At 70.8% G+C, this 8,812-nt stretch carries 10 protein-coding genes and 1 pseudogene; all 11 read right to left on the bottom strand.

Annotated elements, in window-relative coordinates; all coding sequences use genetic code 11:
- A pseudogene (locus tag GX015_RS03345) lies at window positions 1-277 on the bottom strand (elongation factor P); the annotation flags it as partial.
- Between the two features lie 84 nt (window positions 278-361).
- A complete protein-coding gene (locus GX015_RS03340) occupies window positions 362-1,474 on the bottom strand; it encodes a Xaa-Pro peptidase family protein (protein WP_291342788.1) in 1,113 nt (370 codons plus the stop codon).
- A complete protein-coding gene (gene aroQ, locus GX015_RS03335) occupies window positions 1,471-2,001 on the bottom strand; it encodes a type II 3-dehydroquinate dehydratase (protein WP_291342786.1) in 531 nt (176 codons plus the stop codon). Before aroQ ends, GX015_RS03340 begins: the two co-directional genes overlap by 4 nt.
- On the bottom strand, window positions 1,998-3,095 hold the full coding sequence (gene aroB, locus GX015_RS03330) for a 3-dehydroquinate synthase (protein ID WP_291342785.1): 1,098 nt from the start codon (window positions 3,093-3,095) through the stop codon (window positions 1,998-2,000). Before aroB ends, aroQ begins: the two co-directional genes overlap by 4 nt.
- Before the next feature lie 108 nt (window positions 3,096-3,203).
- Window positions 3,204-3,734, bottom strand: a complete 531-nt coding sequence (locus GX015_RS03325) for a shikimate kinase (RefSeq protein WP_291342784.1) — start codon at window positions 3,732-3,734, stop codon at window positions 3,204-3,206.
- 12 nt (window positions 3,735-3,746) lie between these two features.
- The gene (gene aroC / locus GX015_RS03320) at window positions 3,747-4,940 is read right to left on the bottom strand and encodes a chorismate synthase (protein WP_291342782.1); all 1,194 of its coding nucleotides are present in this window, start codon (window positions 4,938-4,940) and stop codon (window positions 3,747-3,749) included.
- Window positions 4,941-4,970: 30 nt separating this feature from the next.
- Window positions 4,971-5,426, bottom strand: a complete 456-nt coding sequence (locus GX015_RS03315; protein WP_291342780.1) for an A24 family peptidase — start codon at window positions 5,424-5,426, stop codon at window positions 4,971-4,973.
- Between the two features lie 9 nt (window positions 5,427-5,435).
- Window positions 5,436-6,263, bottom strand: coding sequence for a shikimate dehydrogenase (locus GX015_RS03310; protein WP_291342779.1), 828 nt, complete (start codon window positions 6,261-6,263; stop codon window positions 5,436-5,438).
- A complete protein-coding gene (locus GX015_RS03305; RefSeq protein ID WP_291342789.1) occupies window positions 6,260-7,372 on the bottom strand; it encodes an endolytic transglycosylase MltG in 1,113 nt (370 codons plus the stop codon). The genes GX015_RS03310 and GX015_RS03305 overlap by 4 nt, the downstream gene beginning before the upstream one ends.
- A 190-nt stretch (window positions 7,373-7,562) precedes the next feature.
- Window positions 7,563-8,063 (bottom strand): Holliday junction resolvase RuvX, encoded by a 501-nt coding sequence (ruvX, locus tag GX015_RS03300; protein ID WP_291342778.1) that lies wholly within the window; start codon window positions 8,061-8,063, stop codon window positions 7,563-7,565.
- 5 nt (window positions 8,064-8,068) lie between these two features.
- The coding region (locus tag GX015_RS03295; RefSeq protein ID WP_291342777.1) for a DHHA1 domain-containing protein at window positions 8,069-8,812 on the bottom strand (744 nt) is incomplete at its 5' end.

Genomic DNA, 8,812 nt, shown 5'->3' with positions numbered 1-8,812 from the left:
GGTTGATCTGGTCGTAGGTCTTCTCGTCCATGAGGACGTAGTCCTCGCCGTCGCGGTACAGGAAGGTCATGTCGCGGCGGTCGACGGTGGCGGTCTCGACCTTGACGCCGGCGTTGAAGGTCTTGTCCGTGGTCTTGCCGGACACGACGTCCTTGAGCTTCGTGCGCACGAACGCGGGGCCCTTGCCGGGCTTGACGTGCTGGAACTCGACGATCTGCTGCAGCTTGTTGTCGATCTTCAGCACGAGGCCGTTCTTGAAGTCGGAGGTGGATGCCACGAATAGCTCCTGTTGGGGTAGACGACGGGTCTGACCGGTACACGATACCCCCGCGGCCGCCAGGACGCTAAAGCGGCGCGCCGGTCACACGGTCTTGGGCAGCGGGGTGATGATCTCCGGCTCGCCTTCGGTGACGATCACCGTGTCCTCGATGCGCACGCCGCCGTACCCGGGGACGTAGATGCCCGGCTCAATCGTCAGCGTCATGCCGGTGGCCAGCGTTTCCTGCGAGCGGCTGGAGGCGAACGGCGCCTCGTGGACGTCGAGGCCGATGCCGTGGCCGGTGGAATGCACGAAGTACTCCCCGTGCCCGGCGGCGACGATGACCTCGCGGCAGGCCCGGTCGACGTCGGCCAGCGGGGTGCCCGGCCGTGCTGCGGCGACCCCGGCGAGCTGGGCGCGCAGGACGGTCGAGTAGATCTCCATGGCGAAGTCCTCGGCCGCCTCTTTGCCGCCCACGATGAGCGTGCGCGTCATGTCGGAGTGGTACCCGTTTTTCGACGCCCCGAAGTCGATCGTGAGCAGGTCGCCGTCGTGAAGCTCCCTGTCCTCGGCGCCGGCGTGCGGCTTCGCGGAGTTCGGCCCGGAAGCGACGATGGTGTCGAACGCGATGCCGTCGGCCCCGCCCACGCGCATGCGGTGCTCCAGGTCGGCGGCGATGGCCCGCTCCGTGGCGCCGGCGGCGATGATGCCGGAGTCCAGCAGCTCCTCGAACGCGCGCACGGCGATGTCGGCGACCTCCCGCAATGCGGCCAGTTCGGCGTCGTCCTTTACGGCACGGAGCTTTTCGACGAGGTCGGTCGTGTCGACGAGTTCCGTGCCCTTGGCCGGGTCGAGCGCCGCGCCGATGCGGTGCATGCCGGCGACGGTGACGTGGGCGGCCTCGTAGCCCAGCCGGGCGACCCCGGCGGCGCTGGCGCGACCTGCGAGTTCGATGGCGCAATTGCGGGACAGATGCAGCTCCAGGTCCGGCGCCTCCACCCCGATCTGGGTGGTGTACCGGCCGTCCGTGGAGACCATGGCGGAGCCGTCCGCGTGGACGAGCACCGCGCCGTTGGAGCCGGTGAAGCCGGTCAGCCAACGCACGTGCGCCGGGTGATCGATGACGATGGCGTCGCAGCCCAGCGACTCCAGCTGCTCGGCCAGGCGGGCGCGGCGACCCGCGTAGTCGATGGTGGCGGACTGGACGTCGCTCATCGGGCGTTCTCCTCGGGGTTACGGGTGCCGGTCTGCTGTGCGGAGGTGGGCTGTGCGGCGATCCGTCGCAAAGCGAGGCCGTAACCGTCGGTGCCGCAGCCCACGATGATCCCCGCGGCCAGCGGCGACAGCAGGGACATGTGGCGGAACTCTTCGCGGGCGTGGACGTTGGAGATGTGGACCTCGTGGAAGCCCGCAACGTCGGCGACCTCGGCGAGCGCGTCGCGCAGGGTGACGGACGTGTGGGTCAAGCCGCCCGGGTTGATGATCACCGGCCAGCCGCGGTCGGCCGCCTCGTGCACCCAATCGATGAGCTCGCCCTCGTGATTGGACTGGCGGCACTCGACGGCGACGCCGAGATCGGCGGCCAGGGATTCGAGGCCCGCCACGACATCCGCGAGAGTCGTCGATCCGTAGACCTCCGGCTGGCGCTTGCCCAGGCGATTGAGGTTCGGGCCGTTGAGGACCAGAACCGTTCGGGCGGCGGCGTTGGCGGCGGTGGTGTCGGTGTTGGCGGTGTCCGTCATCGCGCAGACTCCTCGTCCGCGGGCTTGCCGGCCGCGGCGAGGGCGGAGTACGCCTCGCGCAGCTGGTCCTCGGTCGGGCCCTCGAGCCGCGTGGTCTCCCCCGGCGCCGTGAGCGCCACGAAGCGGATGGTCCCGCGGCGGTTCTTCTTGTCCCGGGTCATGCCGGCGAAGAGCTCGTCGTAGCGGCCGTCCTCGTACGTCGTCGGCAGGCCGATCGACTCGAGGATCCTGCGGTGGCGCTCCACCAGGTCCTCGTCGATGAGGCCCGCGATGCGCGCCAGTTCCGCGACGTAGACCATGCCCACGGCGACGGCGTGGCCGTGGCGCCAGCGGTAGTCCTCGTAGCGCTCGACGGCGTGACCGAAAGTGTGGCCGTAATTGAGCGTCTCGCGCAGGCCGGCCTCCTTCAGGTCCTCGGAGACGACGTGCGCCTTCACGGTGATCGCGCGCTCGATGAGTTCCGGCAGCGCGCCGTCGACGTCGAGACATGCGGCGGGATCGGCCGCGTACAGGTCGAGAATCGCCGTGTCCGAGATGAAGCCGGCCTTGATGATCTCCGCCGACCCCGCCACCAGCTCGGCCGCCGGCAGGGTGCGCAGGAAATCGAGGTCGACGAAGACGCCCGAAGGCTCGTGGAAGGCGCCGACCAGGTTCTTGCCCGCAGCCGTGTTGATGCCCGTCTTGCCGCCCACGGCCGCATCGACCATGGCCAGCAGCGTCGTGGGCACCTGGTAGACCTTGATGCCGCGCATCCACGCGGCGGCGACGTAGCCGCCGAGGTCAGTGGCCGCGCCGCCGCCGACGGCGACGATGGCGTCCGTGCGGCCCAGCCCACGCTCGCCGAGCACGTCCCAGCACCGGCCGGCCGATTCGAGGGTCTTGCCCTCTTCCGCGTCCTCGATTTCGAGGGCGAACGCCGCGACTCCCCGGGCGGACAGCGCCTCGACGATGCGGTTGGCCGCCGGGGCGACGCTGCCCTGGTGGATCACGCAGACGTTGGCCGCGGCACCCGCGGCGTCGGCGATCTCGGCGGTCAGGCCGGAGCCGATCCGCACCTCGTAGGGGGCGGGTCCGTTGACGGGGATGGTGGTCACGGTTCGCGTGGTCCTTTCGGTGGAGCTTCCGGGTGGAAATGGGACCGGCCGCACCAGGAGGCGCGGCCGGGTCGCGGATGACGCCCGGCTGCCGCCGAGCTTATCCGCTCAGTCCCGTTCGCCGTCGCAGTCCGCGGAATCCAGGTAGCCCAGGATTTCGGCGACCACGCGCTGCGGCGAGCGGGAATCGGAGCGCGTCTTGAAGCTGGCGACCTCCTCGTAGAACGGGCGCCGGTACTCGTAGAGCCTCCGGTAGTGCTCGGCCGGATCGTCGGCCGCGAGCACGGGGCGCCCGGATTCGCCGGCGGTGCGGCGCACGCCCTCCTCGATGCTCACCTCGAGGTAGACGACGTCGTGGCCGGCCAGCAGGTGGCGGGTCTTCTCGGAGAGCACGGCGCCGCCGCCGAGCGAGATGATGCCCGGCCGCTGCAGGGCCTCGGCGATCACCTCTTCCTCGATCTCGCGGAAGCGCGGCTCGCCCAGCGACGTGAACACGTTGCCGCAGGTGTCGCCCTCGCGCTCCTCGATGAGGTGATCGGTGTCCGTCAGCGGCGCATGCAGGGCGCGGGCCAGCCGGCGGCCGATCGTGGACTTGCCTGCGCCGGGCGGGCCGACCAGGACTACGCGGGGAGTTGCCATCGCTGCCGAAACCTACTCCCAGTCCAGGCGATCCGCGACCTGTGCGAGGTACCCCTCGACGTTGCGGCGCAGTTCGACGAGCGAATCGCCGCCGAACTTCTCGGTGACGGCGCGGGCCAGCGTCAGCGCGACCATCGTCTCGGCCACGACGCCGCCGGCGGGCACGGCGCACACGTCGGAGCGCTGGTGGATGGCGGTGGCGGCCTTGCCGGACTCCATGTCCACGGTCTTCAGCGCGCGCGGCACGGTCGAAATCGGCTTCATGGCGGCGCGGACGACGAGCGGCTGGCCGTTGGTCATGCCGCCCTCCAGGCCACCGGCGCGGTTGGTCAGGCGATCGACGCCCGCCCCGCCCTCGACGCGGACCATCTCGTCGTGGGCCTCGGTGCCGCGGCGGCGGGCCTCCTCGAAACCGTCGCCGATCTCGACGCCCTTGACGGACTGGATGCCCATCAGCGCCGAGGCCAACTGCGCGTCCAGGCGCGCCTCGCCGGAGATGTGCGAACCGAGGCCGATGGGCAGGCCGTGCACGACGACCTCGACGATGCCGCCGAGCGTGTCGCCCTGCTTCTTGGCCGCCTCGATTTCGGCGACCATCGACTCCTCGGCTTCCTTCGAGAACGCGCGCACGGGCGAGTCGTCGATGGCGTCCTGGTCGGCGAACGTCGGCAGCGGGCCCTCGTAGGGCTCTGAGCGGCCGATGGAGATGACGTGGCTGACGATCTCCACGCCCAGGGCCTCGCGCAGGATCGATCGCGCGACGGTGCCGGCGGCGACGCGCGCGGCGGTCTCGCGGGCGGAGGACCGCTCGAGGATGTTGCGGGCGTCGGTGTGCCCGTATTTGAGCATGCCGTTGAAGTCGGCGTGGCCGGGCCTCGGGCGGGTCAGCGTCGCGCCGCGCGCGCCGTCGAGTTCGGCGGGGTCCACCGGGTCGGCGCTCATGACGGTGGTCCACTTGGGCCACTCGGTGTTGCCGATCATGATGGCGACGGGCGAGCCGAGGGAGCGGCCGTGGCGGACGCCGCCGAGCAGCGTGACCTCATCGGCCTCGAACTTCATGCGGGCGCCGCGGCCGTAGCCGAGGCGGCGGCGTGCGAGCTGCCGGGAAACGTCTTCCCGGGTGATGGGGAAATCGGCGGGAACGCCCTCGATCATGGCGACGAGCGCCTGGCCGTGCGATTCTCCTGCGGTGGTCCAACGAAGCATGCGGACATCATCTCATGTTCGTAACGGCCGTCACTCCATCGGTCCCCCGAGCGCGACCCCCGCGCACGCCAGCAGCATCGACGGCCCATGCGGCATGGCTCCTTTTCTCCGCACGAGCCCCAGCGCACCGGTGAGCAGTCCGGCGGCGATCATCGCCGCGAGCGTCCCCGGCAGGCCCGCCGACCATCCGGTCACGCCGCCGAGCGTCAGGGCCAGCTTCACGTCTCCCCCGCCCATCGCGCCTTGCTTGACGACGGCCACGGCCGCGTACGTCACCGCCCAGATCGCGGCTCCGGCGGCGAATGCGGTGAACGCGGCGTCGTGAAGCGAGAAAAGCGCCGCCATCGGCACCGCCGGAAGAGTCAGGCGATCCGGAAGCCGGCGCGACACGAGGTCGTGCCACGACAGCCATGCCGCCCACGGCACGTACGCGCACCAGAAGACGGCGCAGACGAACGCCGATTCAGAGTCGATCCCCCACCCCATGCCCGGGAGTTAACCCGAGAACGCGGCCTCCCGCATGGCGGCCTCCGGGGCCTGCTTGCCCGTGAACTGCTCGAACTGGCCGAGCGCCTGGTGCAGCAGCATGGTCAGGCCGCCGAGGGCGACGTGGCCATTGCGCTCGGCTGCGGCGACCAGCGGCGTCGGCCACGGGTCGTAGATGACGTCGAGGATGCGCGGGGCTCGGGCCAGCTGGCCGGCGTAGCTCTCCAGGGCCTCCGACGGCACCGTGGACACGAGGACGTCCGCGGAACCGGCGACGTCGGCGAGATTCGGGGCGGTGAAAGGCACCCACGTGAAGCTCACGCCGAGCTGGGCGGCCAGCGGCTCCAGCGCGTAGACGCGCTCTGACCGCGCCACCGCGGACACGCGCTTCACGCCGGCCTGAGCCAGAGCCCACAACGCGGGCCTGGCGGTGCCGCCGGCGCCGACGAGCACGGCCCGGCCGTCGGGAAGCCGGTTGGCGCCCAACTCGCGCAGGGCGCCGGTGACGCCGTCGCAGTCGGTGTTGTCCGCACGCCAACCGTCGGCCGTGCGCACGAGCGTGTTCGCCGAGCCGATGGCGCGGGCGCGATCGGTGGCCGAGTCCGCGAAATCGAGTGCCGCGAACTTGCCGGGCATGGTCACCGAAAATCCGGCGTAGGAGTCGTCGGCGCCACCGACGATGCGCGGCAGATCCTCCGCCGTGCAGCGGAAGCGCCCGTACTCCCAGTCGTCGAGGCCGAGCGCCGCGTACCCAGCGTTGTGGATCTGCGGCGAGCGGGAATGGTCCACGGGGTCGCCCAGGACCGCGGCTCGGTGGGCGATCGGCGCCGGGGTCATCGGTTGGAGTCCAGGACGCCGTTGGCGATGGACTCCTGGATCGCGGCCTGGTGCTCGTCGAAGGTGGTGGTGAAGACCGTGCGGCCGTCCTTGTCCACGGTGACGAAGTAGAGCCACGGGCCGTCGGCGGGATTCTCCATCGCGGTGATGGCCTCGATCGACGGCGAGGAAATCGGGGTCTCCGGCAGGCCGTCCTTGGCGTAGGTGTTCCACGCGGTGACGCGGGCGCGGTCCTCGTCGGTCGTGGCGATCTCCTGGTCCGGCAGGTCGTAGTTGACCGTGGAGTCGAACTGCATGCGCATCGGCTCCTCCAGGCGGTTGAGGATCACGCGGCCGACCTTGTCGAAGTCGCCGTCCGGCGCCTCCATCTGGATCAGCGACGCCGCGGTGATCAGCTCGTACGGGGACAGCCCGACGCGCTGGGCCGAGGCTTCCAGGCCGGTCTCCTCGTAGCGGGTGGCGGACTCGGAGACCAGGGAGGAGATGATCTCGCCGGCTTCGGCCTGCGGGTTGAACTGGTGCACGCCCGGGGTGATCAGGCCCTCCAGGCGGCGGGGGTCGTCGCCCCGGGCGCCGACCTCGCGGGCGGCCCACGCCGGGACGCCGAGGGCGCCCGGATCCATCGTGCCGGCGGCCTGCTTCAGCTCGTCGACCGAGACGCACTGGTCCTCGCCCATGCACGACGCTTCGGAGATCAGCGTGAAGATGCCCTTGCGCACGTCGTCCGAGGCGACGATGTGGGTGTCCATGAGACGGGTGCCGGTCGGGATGTCGACCGTGCCCGCCTGGTTCGCCGGATCGAGGAGCGCCTCGACGGCCGACGCCGCGGACATCTTCTTCTCCAGGCGGTAGAAGCCGGGCTGCAGTTCGCCCGAGCGGGCGTGGGAGTTCGCCGCCGACATGAAGGCGTCCTCCGTGGCCACGACGTCCTCGTCGGTGAGCTTCGTCGACAGATCCGACAGCGACGAACCCTGCGCCACCTCGACGACCACGGTCTCGCCGTTGCCCTCGCCGGAGTAGTCCCCCGAGACGCCACCGCGCAACCACAGGAAGCCGACGCCGGCGAGGATGATCACGCTCAGCAGAATCGAGGTGACGTTGATGGCCATCGACGTCTGGCGGCGACGGACGCGTCCGCGCCGGCCCTTGCCGGGCTTCGCGGGCTTCTTGGTCCTTGCGGCCGACTTCGGGCCAGTGCTCATCTCGGTCTCCTCGGGGGCCGGGCACCCGACCGCGAACGGGTGGTCGGGACAATCTTGTTGATTCTCCCCCATGGAATGCCCGATTGTCACATTTCAATCACGGAGTGTCGGCCAAAAAGTCACGGCGCTGGTCGAGCCACGACTGCAGGATCTCCACCGCGGCGGCCTGGTCGATCACGCCGCGGGCCCCCTTGACGTCGCGTCCGGCCTGGTGGAGGCGGGACTGCGCCATGACGGTGGTCATCCGTTCGTCGGCCATCCGGATGCACGCGGCCTCCCCCAGACGGCGCTTGAGGCGGAATGCGACATCCCCCGCTTTGCGGGCGGACGTGCCGGGAGACCCGTCGAGCATGAGCGGCAAACCGATGACGATTTCCACGACCTCGAGTTCCAGGGCCAGCTCGACGAGCCGATCGATGTCGGCGCCGTCGGGGCCCCGCCGCCCGGTGTCCCGGGCGATGGTCTCCACCGGGGTGGCCAGTAGGCCATCCGGATCGGACATGGCGACGCCGACGCGGACGTCGCCGACGTCGATGCCCAGCCGCCTGCCCCGTCCGGGATCATCTGCGCCGGGGCGGTCGATCTCGAGCTTCGCCAACGGAATCAGGCCAGCGAGTTCGCGATGGCCGCCAGGCCCGCCTCGATGCCGGCCGGCTCGGAGCCCGATCCCTGCGCCAGCTGGGGCTTGCCGCCGCCGCGGCCGCCGATGCGCTCGCCGAGCAGCTTCACCAGGTCGCCGGCCTTGTGCCCGGCGTCCACGGCCGCGTCGGTGACGGCCACCGCGAACGGCGCCTTGCCGTCGGCCTCGGCGGCCAGGGCGATGATCGCGGCGCGATCGCCGAGGCGGCCGCGCAGATCGTTGGCCAGGGAGCGGATGTCCTTCGCCTGCGTGCCCGCCGGCAGCTGCAGCCCGAGGAACGTCACGTCTCCGATGACCCGGGCCTGATCGAGGTGCGACTGGGCGTCGGCAAGCAAACGGGCCGCCTTGAGATCCGCGACCTGCTTCTCCGCGGCCTTGAGGCGCTCGGACAGGGCGGCGATGCGGTCCGGCAGCTGCGCCGACGGAGACTTGAACTCCGCGGCGAGACGCTCGGCGAGCATGCGCTCCGTGGACAGGTAACGGAAGGAATCCAGGCCGGAGTACGCCTCGATGCGGCGCACGCCCGAACCGATGGAGGACTCGCCGAGCACGGCCACCGGGCCAATCTGCGACGTGTGGTCGACGTGGGTGCCGCCGCACAGCTCCATGGAGAACGGGCCGCCCATCTCGACGACGCGGACGCGGTCGCCGTAGTTCTCGCTGAACAGTGCCATCGCGCCCATGGCGCGGGCCTCGTCGAGCGAGGT

The organism is Corynebacterium sp., assembly GCF_012837295.1.
Taxonomy (GTDB): Bacteria; Actinomycetota; Actinomycetes; order Mycobacteriales; family Mycobacteriaceae; genus Corynebacterium.
This window is presented reverse-complemented; position numbering and strand designations above follow the sequence as displayed.

What these genes read in the sequence shown, in the direction of transcription:
- GX015_RS03310 (WP_291342779.1), bottom strand. Translation starts at nt 6,263, where the DNA reads ATGACCCCGGCGCCGATCGCCCACCGAGCCGCGGTCCTGGGCGACCCC.
- GX015_RS03340 (WP_291342788.1), bottom strand. Translation starts at nt 1,474, where the DNA reads ATGAGCGACGTCCAGTCCGCCACCATCGACTACGCGGGTCGCCGCGCC.
- aroQ (WP_291342786.1), bottom strand. Translation starts at nt 2,001, where the DNA reads ATGACGGACACCGCCAACACCGACACCACCGCCGCCAACGCCGCCGCC.
- GX015_RS03315 (WP_291342780.1), bottom strand. Translation starts at nt 5,426, where the DNA reads ATGGGGTGGGGGATCGACTCTGAATCGGCGTTCGTCTGCGCCGTCTTC.
- GX015_RS03305 (WP_291342789.1), bottom strand. Translation starts at nt 7,372, where the DNA reads ATGGCCATCAACGTCACCTCGATTCTGCTGAGCGTGATCATCCTCGCC.
- aroC (WP_291342782.1), bottom strand. Translation starts at nt 4,940, where the DNA reads ATGCTTCGTTGGACCACCGCAGGAGAATCGCACGGCCAGGCGCTCGTC.
- GX015_RS03325 (WP_291342784.1), bottom strand. Translation starts at nt 3,734, where the DNA reads ATGGCAACTCCCCGCGTAGTCCTGGTCGGCCCGCCCGGCGCAGGCAAG.